Annotated in this window: 12 protein-coding genes; 3 read left to right on the forward strand and 9 right to left on the reverse strand. The window is 58.1% G+C overall.

Translation table 11 applies throughout. The annotated features are described in order from the left end of the window. Positions 1 to 18: 18 nt before the first annotated feature. From Q6A51_RS09020 to Q6A51_RS09045, 6 genes are all read right to left on the reverse strand, one after another. A complete protein-coding gene (locus tag Q6A51_RS09020; RefSeq protein WP_304574612.1) occupies positions 19 to 2499 on the reverse strand; it encodes a UvrD-helicase domain-containing protein in 2481 nt (826 codons plus the stop codon). 123 nt (positions 2500 to 2622) lie between these two features. Next, positions 2623 to 3828, reverse strand: a complete 1206-nt coding sequence (locus tag Q6A51_RS09025; protein WP_304574613.1) for an amino acid deaminase — start codon at positions 3826 to 3828, stop codon at positions 2623 to 2625. Between the two features lie 116 nt (positions 3829 to 3944). After that, the gene (locus Q6A51_RS09030) at positions 3945 to 4295 is read right to left on the reverse strand and encodes a 2-oxoacid ferredoxin oxidoreductase (RefSeq protein WP_236250120.1); all 351 of its coding nucleotides are present in this window, start codon (positions 4293 to 4295) and stop codon (positions 3945 to 3947) included. 48 nt (positions 4296 to 4343) lie between these two features. Then, complete coding sequence (locus tag Q6A51_RS09035) at positions 4344 to 4775, reverse strand: DUF3830 family protein (RefSeq protein WP_201000481.1); 432 nt, start codon at positions 4773 to 4775, stop codon at positions 4344 to 4346. Positions 4776 to 4817: 42 nt separating this feature from the next. Continuing rightward, positions 4818 to 5441 carry a glutathione S-transferase family protein gene (locus tag Q6A51_RS09040; RefSeq protein ID WP_304574614.1) on the reverse strand — a complete coding sequence of 208 codons (624 nt, stop codon included), beginning with the start codon at positions 5439 to 5441 and terminating at the stop codon, positions 4818 to 4820. A 118-nt stretch (positions 5442 to 5559) separates the two neighbouring features. Continuing rightward, complete coding sequence (locus tag Q6A51_RS09045; protein ID WP_025260108.1) at positions 5560 to 5757, reverse strand: hypothetical protein; 198 nt, start codon at positions 5755 to 5757, stop codon at positions 5560 to 5562. A gap of 343 nt (positions 5758 to 6100) precedes the next feature. Here Q6A51_RS09045 and Q6A51_RS09050 point away from each other — a divergent pair, with 343 nt between their 5' ends. Further along, entirely contained in the window at positions 6101 to 7690 is a 1590-nt protein-coding gene (locus Q6A51_RS09050; RefSeq protein ID WP_025260106.1) for an ABC-F family ATPase, read from the forward strand. Positions 7691 to 7753: 63 nt separating this feature from the next. On the opposite strand, the gene Q6A51_RS09055 is transcribed toward Q6A51_RS09050, so the two are convergent. Then, positions 7754 to 8884: a lactonase family protein gene (locus Q6A51_RS09055; RefSeq protein WP_304574615.1), complete on the reverse strand. Its 1131-nt coding sequence runs from the start codon at positions 8882 to 8884 to the stop codon at positions 7754 to 7756. A gap of 154 nt (positions 8885 to 9038) precedes the next feature. Between Q6A51_RS09055 and Q6A51_RS09060 the strand changes: the two genes are divergently transcribed. Next, the gene (locus tag Q6A51_RS09060) at positions 9039 to 10244 is read left to right on the forward strand and encodes an MFS transporter (protein WP_201017003.1); all 1206 of its coding nucleotides are present in this window, start codon (positions 9039 to 9041) and stop codon (positions 10242 to 10244) included. 194 nt (positions 10245 to 10438) lie between these two features. Then, positions 10439 to 13069, forward strand: coding sequence for an autotransporter family protein (locus tag Q6A51_RS09065; protein ID WP_304574616.1), 2631 nt, complete (start codon positions 10439 to 10441; stop codon positions 13067 to 13069). A gap of 64 nt (positions 13070 to 13133) precedes the next feature. On the opposite strand, the gene glgB is transcribed toward Q6A51_RS09065, so the two are convergent. Continuing rightward, positions 13134 to 15365, reverse strand: a complete 2232-nt coding sequence (gene glgB / locus Q6A51_RS09070; RefSeq protein WP_304574617.1) for a 1,4-alpha-glucan branching protein GlgB — start codon at positions 15363 to 15365, stop codon at positions 13134 to 13136. Beyond that, the gene (gene treS / locus Q6A51_RS09075) at positions 15362 to 18691 is read right to left on the reverse strand and encodes a maltose alpha-D-glucosyltransferase (RefSeq protein ID WP_201017000.1); all 3330 of its coding nucleotides are present in this window, start codon (positions 18689 to 18691) and stop codon (positions 15362 to 15364) included. Before treS ends, glgB begins: the two co-directional genes overlap by 4 nt. Between the last annotated feature and the right edge of the window lie 8 nt (positions 18692 to 18699).

The following is an 18699-nucleotide window of genomic DNA, read 5'->3' on the forward strand; positions in this document are numbered from 1 at the left end:
CTCCCGCCCACTCACTCATCAATGCTTGCGCAGATCCTCAAAAAAAGGCTTGTCCCGGGCAACCCTGCCAGAAGCCTTGGGCACCTGGACATTGTCATTGCCTGCGGTTCCTTCATCGATATACCAGTAGCAATAACGTATAGCGCGGGTGATCGCCACATACGCCAGACGCAGGACTTCATCCTGCTGGGCATTGTCGAACGACTGCGTATCGCTTGCGTTACCCAGACCGGCCAGACGATAGACCTGATTCTTGTAGGGCGACAGTGTCGAGTGCTGACAATCCCCCAGCAGAAATACCGCATCGGCCTGTAGCCCTTTGGAGCTGTGATAGGTCAGCGTCCTGATCCGCCGAGACTGCGGGCCCATTGCAGAGTCGGCCTGAATCAGGGATTTCAACGACTCGGAAATCATGGCCTTTTCACTGTTCTTGCGATACAGCAACAGGATCGAATCACCTGCGTTGTAGTGCTCGGCCACACGCTCGGCCAGCTCATTATCATCGCGGTTCAGCACCGTCACCGGCAGCAGTTCCTGAACGGCACCACTGGCCTTTGCCTTCTTGCCCGCAATGGCAGGCGCAGCCCGCACGATATGTTCGGCGGCATCGATGATGTACTGGTGGCTGCGAAAGTTATCGCTGAGCATGACCCTGGTGGTCGCAGGCGAGGAAAACTCCTTGGGATACTCCATGAAATATTGCGGCGAGCTGCCTCGCCAGCCATAGATGGACTGCCAGTCGTCTCCCACACACAACAACGATGAATGCCTGGCGACACGGCCGCCATGAATGGCCGGGCCACGGCGTCGGATCTCTCGCAGGCTGGCGCGTATCCAGGAGACAATCTGCGGCGAAACGTCCTGAAATTCGTCGATCATCAGGTGCGACAGAGGCCTGAGCACTTCATCGCTGACCTGCCTGAGGTTTTCCGGTGAGGTTTCGCCAAACAAGGCAAACATCCGGTTGTAGGTCATGATCGGCGGCTTCTGATCCAGCAGATGGTTCTCGAAAGCCTTCCAGAACAGGCTGAGGCCCTCAAAGAAAAACCGGTCAGGATCATTGCTGGCAAAACTCATTTCAGCCACGGCACCGGGTACATCAAGCCCCAGGTTCTCGATGAAGCTGGCCGCTGTGACAAAACAATCCAGCAGCGGCGCTGCGCTCAACTCGCCCTTGATCCTGTAATCGAAACCCGGCCCGGCCACGGCGGATCCGGCCAGAGATTGCAGCACCTTGCCAGCCGCTTCGTAGTTCTCGAACCAGATCAGCGGCTTGCGGCAGAAAGCTTGAAACAGCGTGCGCTTGATCACCCATTCGGCCCAGACCGGAAGCTTGGCGCCCGGGCGCTTCATCTGCTGGTCTTCGCTGGAGTCGAGCCCCAGCACGACCCAGGCATCCAGTTCGGCGATATAGCCATGAACGTGAAAGGCAAAACCATTTATTTCAATGGTCTGGCGCATAGGCTCAATGCCTTTTATAGGCCATGCCTTTGCCCGAATCCACAGGTCCTCGATGATGTCGCACAGTTCCTCATCGCGCTTGGCCGACAGCTCGGTCACGGTGATGCGCTTTTGCACATCAGGATGATCGCGATCCAGCTCCTTCAGTTGCAGCGCATGGCGGTACAGCGGCGCAATCACCTCACGAAAGCGTTCGTTACTGGCATACAGGTCGCGATAACAGAGGTTCAATTGCTGACGCTGGGCATCGTTGATACGCAGATCGAACGGGTTACTGTCGGCCTCGTCGCCTGAAGCGGAGGTATTACCCAGATTCTCGAAAGCGCGCAGTTGCTCGAAACCCGGCAAGCTGCGAACCAGCGGCAGTATTCGCGAATGGAAGGTGCGGACCAGATCCCGGGCCTGCTTGTGGCTCAGGGTATGCCCCCACAAAGCCATTATCTCGATCAGCTTGCCGATGAAGTCCTTGCGCGACTCGCGGGTAAAGGTCACTACAGTCATCGCTTCCAGCTCGAAGCCCAGGTAGTGATGGAGCAACAGTATTCGCAGCACCAGCGACGTGGACTTGCCCGCCCCTGCGCCCGCAATCACGTAGGTGGATGGCGTGTCGCTGAAAATCATTTTCCATTGAGCAGTGCTGGGCTGTGCATGGGGCGGCAGCTTTTGCGCGACATCGGCTTTGATACGCTTTTTCAGCTCTGGCGTCAGCGCCAGCCGCCAGTCATCGAACAGATGATCATCGACTTTCGGCCCGCGATGCTCGCTGGGCCGGGTGTCACGGATCAGCAAGACATTGCGCCCTTGCTCCAGCCCATCCAGACGACCTTCGGCGTAGCCTTCATTCACACCTTCGATGTGCCCGCTCAGATACCCGTCAGCATGCCCCTGAAACCATGAAGGTCTGTGCTGCGCACCAAGCCCTGTCAGACCACGACCGATCAGGCGTGACAGCAAGCGCTTGAACAACGGCAGACGCTCGGGCGGATTGAGTTCGACATCCAGGTCGGGAGGAAGAGCAGAAGGCAGGTCGTCAGGCACGCAGGCTCCGGATAGAGAATCGTCGGACGCCTATGGTCGCCGGATTCGCCCGCAAGCTCCAGCGAAATGCTTTTCTTTCAGTCCCTTAGGCGATCAACTGCATGTTTGATGGTAAATGTGCCATTAAAAATAAGTACTGAAGCTTTCGATCACCTTCAGTTCCTCATCGACCAGACAACCGGAACGCCACTTATCGAAGGTCAGGCACGGGTGAGAGGAACCAAAGGAAATGATGTCGCCGACCCTCAGCTCACAACCTGGCGCAACCGTCATGAAGACATGCTGATCCATCAAGGCCGTGACCTTGCAGGCGCTGACGTCATCGCCTTTGGCTGACCGGTCACCAGCCCTGTAGCGCACGAGAGGGTTTGGCAAGCCAGCATCATAGGCAATATCGCGCTTGCCCAGAGCCACCACAGCAAAACCCGGCTCCGGCAATGACTGCACATGCGCCCAGACCTCCATGGCCGGACGCAGCCCTTCGCCCAGATCCGCACGGCGGTCGAGCACACAGCATTGCGCGCTTTTATAGATGCCATGGTCATGCACCACATAGCTGCCGGGGCGCAGCACACTGAGAAAACGCTGACGAACAGCCTGGGCATCGAAGGCTTCGGCAATCAGGTCGTACCAGGCCGAACCCGAGGCGGTAACAATGGGGCGCTCCAGGGCAAAGGCTTGTTTGTCTTGCAACTCGACAGCCAGACGCACCAGTGATGCGGCAAAAGCCTTGATGTGTTCGATGGCCTGATCGCCATGAATCACACCTTCGTAACCTTCGATACCAGTCAGAGCCAGGCCCGGCTGAGCGTTGATTGCCTCTGCCAGCGCCAGTACTTCCTGCTCGGTGCGACAACCGCAGCGTCCACCAGGCACGCCATACTCGATCATGACATTCAGCCGCAGCCCGCGCGCAGCGAAGAATTCGCCCAGGGCAGCCACGTTGTCCGGGTGATCGACCATGCAATGAAAATCGAACAGAGGGTCGGCCAGCATCTCGGCAATGATTGCCATATTGGGCGTACCCACCAACTGATTGGCCATCAGCACCCGACGCACGCCATGGGCAAAAGCGGTGCGGGTCTGCACCGCCGTGGCCAGAGTCATGCCCCAGGCCCCCTCCTCCAACTGACGACGAAACAAGGCCGGCACCATGCTGGTCTTGCCATGAGGCGCCAACTCCGCACCGCTGTTAATGGCAAAGGCCTGCATCCAGCGAATGTTGTGCTCCAGCGCCTGATTGTGGATCACCAGTGCTGGCAGGCTTACATCACACAACAAGCTATGGCCCGGCTCGGCAGAGCCTTTATCGGCGACATGGATAGGCATAGGGGCTCCAGGGCTGAAAGTTACAAGCTGCAAGCTTCAAGCAAGTTTCAAGCCGCTCACAACTGAAAGCTTCAAGCCGTAAGCCGTAAGCTTGTAGCTTGTAGCCTGCTTCCCTCTTACAAACAGGTAGCAATTGCCGCTGCCCTCAACGCGGAGTGGCTGTCGCCTTGCGGGGCATAGAACTCGATCTCGGTGCTCGGGCCTTTGCTGCGCACGTCGGCGAAGTATCTGGCTTCAGTGGTGAAGACCGTAAAGCCGCCACCGGAAAGCTTGTGCATGAACACATCAGAGGACGTGCCGAACATCGCTTCGTTCTGCCAGGAAACCTGGATGCATTGAGCGACGGCAGCATCCTGCTTGCTGCTGGACAGGACCTTGGCAGGCCCGACCGAACGAGCGGAGTCTGAGGGAGCCGCGCATCCGGCCAGCAACAGAGTGGCCGCGATGATAGAAACCGGAAATTTCATGACATGCCTTCGTCGAAAAAAGCCGATTCTAGCACCCCATACTGCCGATCAACTCTCGACCAACTCGAAAACCACATCCTGCGCCCCTTCCCACAAGGTCTTGACGCCCAGTTTGCGCAGGTTTTCCTTGCCCTCAGTGATGGTCAGAAAGTGATTGCCCGCCAACTGCCCCATCTTGCTCGCAAAACAGCAGGAGCCGTAGGCCAGGATGATTTCGGTTTCACTGTAACCACCCGGATAAAACAGAATGTCGCCCACCGAAGGATGGCTGGTCGCATTCTCGAAACCGATCGGCTTGTCGTCGAGCATGAGCTGGTAATCATCCAGCGGCACCCAGCACCCCTCTCCGCTCCAGCGCACATGAATGAACTTCTGCCGGTAAGGCAGCAACTTCAAGAAGGCCGCGACGGTTTGCGGTGCATCGGGATTGGCCTCAGCCAGGAACTCATATCCGCCGGCGGTTATTTTTATGGTGGTCACAACTGCGACTCCTGTTTACGAAGGGGTTCGGTGAATATCCGGTCACGGAGTTCCGTTTCTGCCATACAGCAAATAACCGGGGCGATCGCTCAGACGCTCATAGTAAGCAGCGACTGCGGGAAAATCCGGATGGTCCAGCGGGGTTTCAAACCATCGATTGACCGAGAGGCCAATGGGGATATCCGCAAGGGTAAACGATGTGCCGCTCACATAAGCGCCGGTCAGCTCAAGCTGTCGATCCAGTATCTGCATATGCCGGGACCAACTGCTGCTGGATGCCTTCAACGCATCTCGATCCTGAAACCCGGCCGAACGCCTGACCAGCGACATGAACGCATAGGTCCAGGACTTGTTGAGGTCCGTTGCCTGCCAGTCTATCCACTGATCTATGCGAGCCCTGGCTCTGGGCTGGGACGGGTAGAAACCTTCATCCGGGTGAGCAGAAGCCAGATAGCGAATGATGGTATTGGATTCCCACAAGACAAAGTCGTCTTCCAGAATAACGGGCACCATGGCATTGGGGTTCAAGGCCATGAATTCGGGCGTATCCGTGGCCCGAAAACCGCTCCCCCAGTCTTCCCGTTCAAAAGACCGATCTGTTTCGGCGCATGCCCAGAGTACTTTTCTGACGTTGATTGACGATGCCTTGCCGAGTATTCGCAGCATTTCGAGTTCTTGGATCACAGAGAAGGAGCATGACCGTACCAGTTCTGTTTTTTCCAGAACACAGGAGCATCAGGAAAAATGTCAAAGCCCGGCACAATGGCCGGGCTTGAGAAAGACCTCAATGCTGAAAAAGATGCTCCTTCGCAGCCTTGATACGCTTTGCCCGCTCCTTGAGAAGGCTGTCCGCCAGATCGGCCGCAGCCTCGACCGCCTGCTCGGCAGATTCGGCTTTCACAATCGTGGCACTGAGCGCGGCAGAGGCATACAGATCCCATGCCTGAATTTCGTCGTTAAAGAGCGGTGGTTTGCTCGACATTGGACTACTCCTGAATGCAAGGACCCGGTATCCGGTCCATCAGGCAGAAAGCCTAGGCTGTAAAGCGTCATTGGCAAATAACGCAGGTTCATGCTTTCGAGGTGGCCGACGACTGGATCGGCCACCTTCAAAGATCCCCCATATGACTACCGCCCCACCTATGCGACAATGCGCGCCAAAGTCTGGCATGAACCCCGCATTCATATTCCGGCAACCCGTCTCTGACAGGCTGGTTGCTATCGACGTATGCCTCGCTGGAACCACTCAAGCTCCGACTGGAGCGAGCCGCCTTTCGGGGTACGGCTCACATCGGCATTTCCCAAGTTATTGATAGGTAAGGCAATTGATCTCCACCGCGAATATAACCATGCAGTTCGGCCCCAAACCCTTGTTCGAGAATGTCTCGGTCAAGTTTGGTGCCGGTAACCGTTACGGCCTGATCGGCGCCAACGGCTGCGGCAAGTCCACGTTCATGAAGATTCTGGGTGGCGATCTCGAACCTTCCGGTGGCCAGGTGATGCTGGAGCCGAACGTGCGCCTGGGTAAATTGCGCCAGGATCAGTTCGCCTACGAGGAATTCACCGTTCTCGACACCGTGATCATGGGTCACGAAGAGTTATGGAAGGTCAAGGCCGAGCGTGACCGTATCTACTCGCTGCCGGAAATGACCGAAGACGACGGCATGGCCGTTGCCGAGCTGGAAACCGAATTCGCGGAAATGGACGGCTACACCGCCGAGTCCCGCGCTGGCGAGCTGTTGCTGGGCCTGGGTATCGGCATCGAGCAGCACAACGGCCCGATGAGCGAAGTTTCACCGGGCTGGAAACTGCGCGTCCTGCTGGCTCAGGCGCTGTTTTCCGATCCGGAAGTGCTGCTGCTCGACGAGCCGACCAACCACCTGGACATCAACACCATCCGCTGGCTGGAAAACGTTCTGACCCAGCGTAACAGCCTGATGATCATCATCTCCCACGACCGTCACTTCCTGAACAGCGTGTGCACCCACATGGCTGACCTGGACTACGGCGAGTTGCGCCTGTTCCCTGGCAACTATGACGAATACATGACCGTGGCGACCCAGTCCCGCGAGCAGTTGCTGGCCGACAACGCCAAGAAGAAAGCACAGATTTCCGAGCTGCAATCGTTCGTCAGCCGCTTCTCGGCCAACGCCTCGAAAGCCAAGCAGGCTACTTCCCGCGCCAAGCAGATCGACAAGATCCAGCTCGCCGAGGTCAAGCCTTCCAGCCGTGTCAGCCCGTTCATCCGCTTTGAACAGACCAAGAAGCTGCACCGTCAGGCCGTTGTCGTGGAGCACATGGCCAAAGGGTTCGATGGCAATATCCTGTTCAAGGACTTCAGCTTCACCGTAGAAGCTGGCGAGCGCGTTGCGATCATCGGCCCGAACGGCATCGGCAAGACCACCTTGCTGCGCACTCTGGTCAACGACCTGACGCCGGATGCCGGCTCGATCAAGTGGACCGAATCAGCTGAAATCGGCTACTACGCCCAGGACCATGCCCACGACTTCGAGGACGACAGTACGCTGTTCGACTGGATGGGCCAGTGGACCCAAGGCGGCGAGCAACTGGTGCGTGGCACTCTGGGCCGCATGCTGTTCTCCAACGACGAGATCCTCAAGTCGGTCAAGGTCATTTCCGGTGGTGAGCAAGGCCGCATGCTGTTCGGCAAGCTGATCCTGCAAAAACCGAACGTGCTGGTGATGGACGAACCGACCAACCACCTGGACATGGAATCCATCGAAGCCTTGAACCTGGCGCTGGAGAACTACCCGGGCACGCTGATTTTCGTCAGCCATGACCGGGAGTTCGTATCCTCGCTGGCCACCCGCATCATCGAACTCAGCCCAAGCGGTGTGATCGACTTCAGCGGCACCTACGATGATTACCTGCGCAGCCAGGGTGTGGTGATCTAAATCCGCCTGTCGCGAATGAACTCGCTCCTGCAAGAGCGAATTCATTCGCGAAAGCGGTATCAATTACGCCCCCGGCTGCTCCAGCACCTCAATCCAAAGCGCACCTTTACCCGATGGCGCTTCGCCCACCCGCTTCAATACGCCCTCTTCACTGATCGAATAACTCCCGACCACCTCACTCTTCTCTCCCGTCACCAGCAACCAGCGGCCATCAGGCGATACAGCGATATTGCGTGGCTGTTTTTCCTGGACCGCGTAGTTCTCAAGGTAGGTCAGCTTGCCGCTCGAAGGCTCGACCTTGAAGACCGACACGCTGCTGGAAGTACGCTCGCTGATAAACAGCAACTTGCCATCCGGCGCAATACGGATATCTGCTGCCCAGATGCGCGGAGTCGGATCGTCCTTCAGGTCGTTGTTGCGGGCATCACGAACTTCGCCATGGGCAAGTTTCAGGCGTTCCGGGATTCCGGCTGCCTGGGTGACCGCGGTCAACGCGCCGGTTTGATCATTGATTGAAAAACCGTCCACGGTGCCGCTCATCTCTCCCACCACATACAGGTACTTGCCGTCCGGCGAGAAGGCCAGATGGCGTGGCCCGGTGTTGTCTGCAACGGAGACGTAACCCGTGCCAATCGGTGCAAGCGTGCCGTCCTTCTCCAGACGATATTGCAGGACGTGATCTACGCCCAGGTTGCCGGCATACACAAATCGGTTGCTCGGGTCTGTACTCACCGAATGGGCATGCAGGCCGGTCTTGTAGGTCTTTATGCTGTCGCCCGGGCGCTGTTGCTCATCGATGGGCTGAACACTGAGCAGGTCGCCGCCATAGGACGCGCCAAGCAGAAATCGACCGCTGCGGTCAGTGGACAGGTAAGCCAGGCTCTCGGCCAGTGGTCCTTGGGAAATCTGTTTCAGATGCCCGGTGCCGGGCTCAATGCCGAAACCGACCACCTGATAAGGCTTGGCGCGCAATGCGGCAAACAGCGTCTTGCCATCCGGCGAGAGAGCCATAGGGTTGACCTGATCGCCTGCCTTGGTCTGCTCTATCAGGCTAAGCGCCCCGCTTGCCGCGTCCAGTCGGTATTGGGAAATGAGCCCGTCAGCAGGGCTGGAGATATAAGCGAAAGTCGCTGCATGAGCAGACAGACCGAACGAGCAGGAAACCGCAGCCGCCAGCAGGAGGTTTTTTTTCATGAAGCACCTTTTGTTATTGTGTTTGTGGTCAGTCATCCTATGACTACGTGAGAAGAACAGCAATACACCCGATCAGATTGTTAGCGTGCTTTCATTTAAGCCCTTACCGCGCCATGATGATTCCATTCCAACCGCCTGCCAGCGAACGAGTCCAATGCCTGCCGCCTCAAGCCAGAAACCTTCAGCGCAGCCAAGTTCCATGGCGATCACGCTGCAAATTGTCTCAATCGTCTTCTATACCTTCATCGCCTTCCTGTGCATCGGCCTGCCGATTGCCGTGCTGCCCGGCTATGTACACGACCAACTCGGATTCAGTGCGGTGGTCGCAGGTCTGACCATCGGCTCGCAATACCTGGCCACCCTGCTCAGCCGTCCCTTTGCCGGCCGGCTGACGGACAATATGGGTAGTAAACGCGCCATCGTCCTTGGCCTTTGCGGGATAGTCATCAGCGGTGTGATGACGCTGGCCGCCACGCTGCTTGAAAGCATTCCTCTGGCCAGCCTGTGGATTTTGATCGTTGCACGGCTGTTCCTCGGCGTATCCCAGGGCATGATCGGGGTCGGGACCATCAGTTGGTGTATCGGCAAGGTCGGCGCGGAGCATACGGCACGCTCGATTTCCTGGAATGGCATCGCGTCCTACGGCGCGATTGCCATCGGCGCACCACTTGGGGTCGTGATGATCGACCACACCGGGTTCAACAGCCTGGGCATTGCCCTTGTCGCCATGGCGGCCCTGGCCTTGCTGATGATTCGCAAGAAGCCATCGGTACCGGTGATTGCCGGTGAGCGCCTGCCCTATTGGTCGGTGTTCGGGCGTATCGCTCCGTATGGCCTTGGGTTGACGCTATCATCCATCGGCTACGGGACGCTGACCACCTTCATTACCTTGTTCTATATCAGCCGTGGCTGGGAAGGAGCAGCCTGGTGCCTGAGCATGTTCGGGGTATGTTTCATCCTTGCCCGCCTGCTCTTTATCGGCGCCATCAATCGCTTGGGCGGCTTCAATGCGGCGATGCTGTGCATGGCAGTGGAAACCATCGGGCTGGTAATGCTGTGGCTGTCTCCCAACACCGGTTTTGCCCTGGCGGGCGCGGGCCTTACCGGTCTGGGGCTGTCGCTGGTGTATCCGGCTCTGGGTGTCGAGGCGATCAAGCAAGTCCCTACCACCAGTCGCGGTGCAGGTTTGAGCGCCTATGCCGTGTTCTTTGATCTGGCGCTGGCGATTGCAGGCCCCGTGATGGGAGCCATTGCACTGGGTCAGGGCTATGGCTGGATTTTCTTTTATGCCTCTTTGCTGTCGATAACCGCCCTGGCCCTGACACTCTGGTTATCACGCCGCCCTCAAGCAGGCACCTGAACCTGTTTTCGCACGGAACCTGATGCCGCCGGTCGGTCAACTAATTGACGCATCTCGCAATCGGATCTTGACTTGTTTCTGCTAGCCATTGATCAGGCTTATAAAACCCCTTCATGGATGTCACTTGCGTGGTAGCCAGGCCAGCATTGGAACCATGAACCGCCTCCCTGACCACGTGTTCAGAGAGAGCAGTCATGAAAATCAACCACCGGTTACTGCGCTTCATCGCTCGAATCCTTCCCCTGGCTGTACTGACCTTCTTCATCTCTCCCAACGCTCATGGTGCCTGCGATCTCGCCGCCACCATCGCCAACGAGATACAGGTCTGTGACAGCGGCAACAGCGGCCCCTTGAACAAACCTGGCGGTAATAACACGCTGATATTCCCGGCAGGAGGTACGGGTTCGATTAACGGCAGCGTCACCTATGGGCCAGGGAGCGACAGGGTCGAGATGAATTCCGGCAACATCACCGGCAGCGTCAATCAGGGCGCGGGGCCGGATCAGTTTCGTATCACGGCAGGAAACATCACGGGCGATGTCAATCAAGGTACCGACCGTGATGATTTCTTCATGAGTGGCGGCACCCTGCGCTCGCTGACTCAAGGCGATGGCCTGGACACCTTTCTCATGACCGGCGGCACGATCAGTAACGCCTTCGAGGATGGTGATCAGGCCAGAATGACCGGCGGCACCATAGGCCGCGTAGACATGAAACTGGATGACAATACCTTCGATATGTCGGGCGGGGCCATCGTCAACAATCTGGTCACAGGCTTTGGCCGCGATACGATCATTCTGTCAGACGGCAGTATTGGCGGGATCGTCAGTGTCAGTGGTGGCAACGACAGGGTTACCGTCAGTGGCGGCGAGATTCGCGGCGGGATTCGCACCAGCTTCGGCAATGACACCTTCACCTGGCTCAATGGCGGCTACATACGCGGCAGTGTGCTGATGGAGAACGATAATGACACGGCGACACTGAGCAATCTGAATGAAACCTACCTGGGACCCAACCCGCTGCTCAATGGTGGTCCGGGCACGGATCTACTGGCCTTTGATGCAACAACCTCAGCAAATCCCGCACGCTATACCAACTGGGAAACGGTCAATCTGAACAATGGTTCACGGCTGGATCTGGCAGGCATTTTCACGCTGGGGGATAGCACCAGCGAAACGGGAGTCATGAATGTCGACGCCAGCAGTACCCTGACATCCGTATCGGGCAGCATTTCGCCTTTTACCAGCGCTCGCTTGGTCACACTCAACAACGCCGGCACTCTGGACATGAGCACCGGTAGCAGCAGTGCGACTGACACACTGACGGTCAATGGCAATTACGTTGGCAATAACGGGCAGCTAAGGCTGCAATCGGTGCTGGGCGAAGACAGCTCGCCCAGCGACAAACTGGTGGTATCCCGGGGATCGATCAGCGGCAGCACTCAGATTACAGTCGACAATCAAGGAGGAGTCGGTGCATTGACCCTGCAAAACGGGATCGAAGTGGTCGAGGCCGCCAATGGCGCGACCAGCGATAACTCAGCCTTTTCACTGAAAAACTCATTGTCTGTCGGCGCCTATCAGTACTACCTGTTCAAGGGTGGAGCCACTGCCGGCTCGGAGAACAGCTGGTTTCTGCGCTCATCGGTGATTTCCGTACCTGAGGCACTCGTCACTGCGCCAGTCGAGCCTGCTCCTGAACCGACACCAACACCGACGCCGACACCAACGCCAACACCGACGCCAACTCCTGTGCCACCCGAAGCTCCAGCGCCCACACCGCCAACCTTTCAACCGGCGGCTATCCAGCCCGTTCCCGCACCTGGCACCCCGCCGCTTCCCGCTCCTGTACGTGGTGCTGCGCCTGTTCCCTTGTATCGTCTGGAGGTTCCGAATTACGCAGTGGTGCCTCCAGCCGCTGCAAAACTGGCGCTGTCATCCCTGGGGACCTTCCATGAGCGTCAAGGCGACCAGAACCTGCTGAACGAGACCGGTGCCTTTGCTGCGGGTTGGGCACGCATATTTGGCAACGACTTCCAGCAGGACTGGTCAGGCACGGTAGCTCCTGGCCTGGATGCATCGCTCAAGGGCTATCAGGTCGGCCATGACCTGTTGGCCCTGCAAACCAGCAGCGGGCGTACCCAGCGAACCGGTCTATTCGTTGCCCACACGCAACTGGACGGCCACGTCAAAGGCTTTGCCGAGGGTTTCGAGGGCCGCCGTACTGGCAAGCTGAAAATCCAGGGTGACAGCCTCGGCATCTACTGGACCCTGATCGACCCGCAAGGCTGGTATCTGGATACCGTGGCGATGGGTACTCGACTGGATGGCAACAGCCGTTCAGACCGGGGGATTCGTATCGACACTGACGGCCATGTCCTGAGCCTCTCCGTCGAGGCGGGTTACCCCATTGCGCTGGCGCCACACTGGGTTATCGAACCTCAGGCACAAGTGATCCATCAACGTATCGACCTCGATAGCCAGAACGATGGAATCTCACACGTCGCGTTCGACTCACAGCCCTACACCACCGCACGCCTGGGTGGACGGCTTGAAGGCCGCTATCAAGTGCGGGGAGTTCCGGTCGAGCCGTTTTTACAAGGTAACCTGTGGCACAACTTTGATGGTGCGGACACACTGACCTTCGATCACAACGACCGGATCAAGACGGAACACAAATCGACGACGGCTGACCTGGGCGTTGGGCTGACAACCCGATTATCCCGTGAGATCAGCCTCTACCTGAGCGCCGATTACAGCAGCAATCTGGATGACAATGACCTGGATGGGTTGCGGGGAAATCTGGGGGTCAGAGTGAGCTGGTAGGTTGCTGTCGCGGCCAAGGCCCCTCCCACGCAGATGTGGGAGGGGCCTTGGCCGCGACGGTTCACTATTCCTCGACCTTAGGCTTGAGAATCAGCACCGCCAAAGGCGGCAGACTCAATGAAACAGAAGCAGGCATCCCGTGGCTCGGGCTGTCTTCGGTATGCACCCCGCCGCCATTACCCAGATTCGAGCCTGCATACGTTTCAGCATCACTGTTGAGCAGTTCGACCCAGGTCCCGGTGAATGGCACGCCAACACGATAGTTTTCACGGGGCACCGGGGTCAGGTTGGCGACCACCAGCAGCGGCTCACCCTCCTTGCTCCAGCGCAACCAGGCAAACACGCTGTTGGCCGCATCGTCACCGATCAGCCACTGGAACCCCATCGGCTCGGCATCGCGCTCGTGCAGGGCCTTTTCCTGGCGATACAGGCGGTTGAGGTCCGATACCAGCTTTTTCACGCCGATATGATCAGCATATTGCAGCAGGTACCAGTCCAGTTGCTCGTCGTGGTTCCACTCGCGCCACTGACCGAACTCACAGCCCATGAACAGCAGCTTCTTGCCCGGATGCGTCCACATGAAGGTCAGGTAAGCGCGCAGATTGGCGAATTTCTGCCAACGGTCACCCGGCATCTTGTCGATCAGCGAGTGCTTGCCATGCACCACTTCATCGTGGGAAATCGGCAGGATAAAGCGCTCGGACCAGGCGTACACCAGACCAAAGCTCAGTTCGTTATGGTGATGGGCGCGGTGAATCGGGTCTTGCTGCATGTAATGCAACGAATCATGCATCCAGCCCATGTTCCATTTGTAGGAGAACCCCAGCCCGCCCTGCTGGGTATTCTGAGTGACGCCCGGCCAGGCCGTGGACTCCTCGGCAATCACCATGGTGCCCGGCGCTTCAATCGCGACCACATCGTTGAGGTGACGCAGGAAGTCAATGGCTTCGAGGTTTTCACGCCCGCCAAAACGGTTCGGTACCCATTCGCCAGCCTTGCGCGAGTAATCCCGATAAAGCATCGATGCCACAGCATCCACCCGCAGGCCGTCGATATGGAAGTGCTTGAGCCAGTGCAGCGCCGAGGCCAGCATGAAACCATGCACTTCGGTGCGGCCCAGGTTGTAGATCAGGGTGTCCCAATCCTGGTGGAAGCCTTCCTGCGGGTTGCCATATTCGTACAGCGCCGTACCGTCGAACTGGGCCAGGCCATGGGTATCGGTTGGAAAATGCGCGGGCACCCAGTCCAGGATCACGCCGATCTCGGCCTGGTGGCAGGCGTTGACGAAGAACGCAAAGTCCTCGGGCGAGCCATAACGTGCCGTGGGAGCGAATTGCGCCAGCAATTGATAACCCCAGGAGCCGCCAAATGGATGCTCCATGATCGGCATCAGTTCGATATGGGTGAAGCCCAGTTCCTTGACGTAAGGGATCAGCCTGTCAGCCAGTTCACGCCAGTTGTATTGCCGCCACTGCGTCCCGTCTTCGTTCTGCTCCATCTGCCAGGAACCGGCATGCAGCTCGTAGATCGACAGCGGTGCCGTCTGGGCATGCCGGTCGCCGCGCGATTGCAGCCAGTCATGGTCCTGCCAGTCGAACTGCAACGGCTGGGCGACCTTTGAGGCGGTATCGGGTGGCAAGGTGGTTGCCAGCGCCACCGGGTCACATTTCAAGGGCAGGATGCCCTGGCTGCCCAGGATTTCGTATTTGTAGATCTCGCCTGCCTGCAAGCGAGGCACGAATACTTCCCAGACACCCGAGGGATGGCGCAGGCGCATCGGATGACGACGCCCGTCCCAGTTATTGAAACTGCCCACCACCGAGACCCGGCGAGCATTCGGAGCCCAGACCGCAAACCGCACGCCATCGATACCTGAGACATTGGTGAGCTGTGCGCCCAGGCAACTGCCCAGGTCGCGATGATTGCCTTCTGCAAAGAGATACAGATCCATCTCGCCCAGCAGCGGACCGAAGCTGTAGGGATCTTCGGTTACCTGTTCGCCACCGGCCCAGTTGATCTTCAACAGATAAGGCTGTGCCTGCTCGAAATGCCCCACGAAAAAACCTGGCACTTCACTCATCTGCAACTCGCCCAGATCACGTCCGTCGTTCTGGGCAAGCACACGAACACTCAATGCACCCGGCAGGTACGCACGGATGAACTGCCCGTGGGCGCCATCGTCATGTGGCCCGAGAATGGAAAAGGGATCTCTGTGCTCCGCACGGATCAAAGCATCCATATCGACAGCAGCAGGCATTGGTTGGCGGCCCGTACCGATCTTGTCAGGCAAATTCATTTGGTTTCTCCATCAGACAGTTCCAGCAACCCACGCAAGCCTTGCAAAGGTACGGCCAACCAACTCGGACGATTCTCGGCTTCGTAGATCACTTCATAAGCGGCTTTTTCCAGGGTGAACAGCTCCAGCGCAGCGCTCTCTCCGTTCTCGTCTTTCCAGGCATGAGCCAGGCCGAGTGTTGCCTTGCGATAACCCTCCAGAAACGCCTCGCGGGCCTGAGCGAGGTAGGTTTCGGCTACATGACGGCGGGCCACGCCGGCCTCGGCCGAGGTGTCGACACTCTGAGCACTGCGCACGGCCATTGCGGCAGCGTAGTCGAAAGATCGCAAAACGCCGCTGACATCCTTGAACGGGCTGTGTTTGGCACGTCGCTCGGGCAAGCTGCGGGCAGGCTCGCCCTCGAAATCGATCAGATAGGCGTCGCCCTTGACCACCAATACCTGACCCAGATGCAGGTCGCCGTGGACCCGCATGCGTAAACCGCCCACCGAGCGTCTGGCCAGGTCTTGCACATGGTTCTGAATGGCTTGGCGACTGGCACTCAGGTCATCGACCAGTTGCCGGTCTTCCGGCCCCAGATCGTCCTTGCGCTGATCGAGCAATTGCAGGGCACGCTCAAGCTGTGCGCCGATGCTTTTCGCCGACGCCTGACTGTCATCGATACTGGTGACTTGCACCGCAAAGTCCGGATTATCGGTCGGTGCTGCCAGAACCTGGTGCATTTCTCCGAGTCGTTGCCCCAGATAAAGAGAAAAATCCGCCAGTTCCAGCAGCGCGTTGTAATGCTGCTCCTGCTCGGACACGCCATGTGCCAGCGCATCGCGCACTGCCCGCTCAAGGTTGTTTTGCGTCCACTCCCAGGCATCGCCCTGATTGCTCAAGTAGCCTTGGGCAATCATCAATAGATGCGGCTGCCCGTCATTGCCAACCCTCGTCACGGCCCCCAGCAAGGGCGAAATATTCCGGTAACCGGCATTGGTCAGATAAGCCCCCATCTCCAGTTCCGGGTGAGTACCGGCACTGACCTTGCGGATCAGCTTGAGCACCAGGCTGCTGCCCACCACAACAGAGCTGTTGGACTGCTCGGCGGAGAGATAGCGCACTTCAGACTCGTCACTCAGCCCCAAGGGCGCCAGTTCCGACGTGTGCTCGAAACGCAATTCGCCGTCGTTGCAGGTCAGTACGGTCTGATCCTGCATGCCTTGAATCACTGCCCGGATAAAGGTTTCCAGAGTAAAGGCATCGGTAATCAGCCCCACCTGCCGACCGCGCCGCACGCGGGCAAGCGCCAGTTGCTGGGGCAAGGCGCTGCTGATGTCATCTTCGGCCAACAGCCCGAAAGGCAATTGATAACGCTCTGGCTGACCACCGGCAGTAACCTCGATTTCACTGAGCAGGACCGGATGCGCCGGGTCGCCGAAGCGAACGGCATAGGCGATGTTGACCTGTTCAATGGCCTTGTCCTTGCCCGCAAACCAGCGACGCTTGGGCAGATAGACCGCCAGGGAAGTGTTTTCCATCGTGCTGCGCAACGGCTCGTCGAGCAATTCCTCAAGACGCTTCTTGAGTACCAGCGTGGGAAAGTCCGGCATGCTTTGCGCAGGTTCCACGTGCCAACTGGGCATTTGATTCTCCGGGGCGAGAAGAAACCAGTAAAAACCATAAGGTGGCAGCGTCAGCAGATAACTCAGTTGCCCGATCGGCGGGAAGGCACTGCCGCCGAGCATTTCCACCGGGACAGTGCCCGCATGGGCCGACAGCTCCAGTTCGGCCGCCTGGGCCGCACTGGAAACGTTGGCTACGCACAAAATGATTTCGTTGTGTCCATCTGACCCTGTGTATTCGCGAATGTAAGCCAGGATGCGACGATTGGACGGTGACAGCATTTTCAGCGTGCCGCGCCCGAATGCCTTCTGCTGCTTGCGCACCGCCAGCATTCGACGATTCCAGTTCAGTAATGAATGAGGATCTTTTTCCTGGCTTTCGACGTTGACCGACTGGTAGCCGTACAGCGGGTCCATGATCGGTGGCAACACCAGACTGGCCGGATCGGCACGGGAGAAACCGCCATTGCGGTCGATGGACCACTGCATCGGCGTACGAACGCCATCGCGGTCCCCCAGATAGATGTTGTCGCCCATGCCGATTTCATCACCGTAGTACAGCGTCGGAGTACCGGGCATGGACAGCAGCATGCTGTTGAGCAGTTCGACCCGACGCCGGTCACGCTCCACCAACGGAGCCAGACGTCGGCGGATGCCCAGATTGATGCGGGCGCGCTTGTCGGCTGCGTAGTAATTCCACAGGTAGTCCCGTTCACGGTCGGTGACCATTTCCAGGGTCAGTTCATCGTGATTGCGCAGAAAGATTGCCCACTGGCAGTTGGCCGGAATTTCCGGTGTCTGGCGCAGAATGTCAGTGATCGGGAAGCGGTCTTCCTGGGCCAGCGCCATATACATGCGCGGCATCAGAGGGAAGTGAAACGCCATGTGGCATTCATCGCCATTGGGGCCATGGGTATCACCGAAATACAGTTGCGTATCTTCCGGCCATTGATTGGCCTCGGCCAGCAGCATGCGATCAGGATAGTGGGCGTCGATCTCGGCACGGATGCGCTTGAGTACCTGATGAGTCTCGGGCAGGTTCTCGTTGTTGGTGCCATCCCGCTCGATCAGGTAAGGAATCGCATCCAGACGCAAGCCATCGACACCCAGGTCCAGCCAGAAGCGCATGACTTCCAGTACCGCGTCCATCACGTAGGGATTGTCGAAATTCAGATCCGGTTGATGGGAGTAGAAGCGGTGCCAGAAGTACTGGCCGGCCACCGGGTCCCAGGTCCAGTTGGACTTTTCCGTGTCCAGAAAGATGATGCGCGTGCCCTCATACTTCTGATCGGTATCGGACCACACATAAAAATCCCGGGCCTTGGAACCGGGCTTGGCATGCCGCGCCTTCTGAAACCAGGGATGCTGGTCCGAGGTGTGGTTGATGACCAGTTCGCTGATGACCCGCAAGCCGCGTTTGTGGGCTTGGGCAATGAACCTTCTGGCATCGGCCATGGTGCCGTAGTCGCTGTGTACATCACGGTATTCGGAAATGTCGTAGCCATCGTCACGCCGGGGCGAGGGATAGAACGGCAGCACCCAGATGGTGTTGACGCCCAGTTCGGCGATGTAATCGAGCTTGTCGATCAGGCCGGCAAAGTCACCGATACCATCATTGTTGGAATCGAAGAACGACTTGACGTGAACCTGATAGATCACGGCGTCCTTGTACCAGAGCGGGTCATTGATGAATGTGGCGTTAGTAGCTTTCTTCTTCGCCATTACGGGCT

This window comes from Pseudomonas serbiensis (assembly GCF_030580745.1).
Taxonomy (GTDB): Bacteria; Pseudomonadota; Gammaproteobacteria; order Pseudomonadales; family Pseudomonadaceae; genus Aquipseudomonas; species Aquipseudomonas serbiensis.